Origin of the sequence: Novosphingobium sp. CCH12-A3 (assembly GCF_001556015.1) — a bacterium.
GTDB lineage: Bacteria > Pseudomonadota > Alphaproteobacteria > Sphingomonadales > Sphingomonadaceae > Novosphingobium > Novosphingobium subterraneum.
The window spans coordinates 1-286 of sequence record NZ_LSIA01000049.1; the positions used below are offsets into that span (position 1 = coordinate 1).

Annotated in this window: 1 protein-coding gene; it reads left to right on the forward strand. The window is 64.0% G+C overall.

Annotated elements, in window-relative coordinates:
- On the forward strand, positions 1-286 hold a 286-nt coding region (locus tag AX703_RS03420), incomplete at both ends, for a HAMP domain-containing protein (RefSeq protein WP_156451899.1).

Genomic DNA, 286 nt, shown 5'->3' on the forward strand with positions numbered 1-286 from the left:
GTGTCGCGGGGACGTGGAAGGACCTGACCGACAACGTCAACCTCATGGCGGACAACCTGACGGGCCAGGTCCGCAACATCGCCGAGGTCACCACTGCGGTGGCTTCCGGAGACCTTTCCAAGAAGATCACGGTCGATGTGAAGGGCGAGATCCTCGAGCTCAAGAACACCATCAACGTGATGGTGGACCAGCTTAACGGATTTGCCTCGGAAGTGACGCGCGTGGCGCGCGAGGTCGGCACCGACGGCAAGCTGGGCGGACAGGCGCAGGTGCCGGGTGTCGCGGG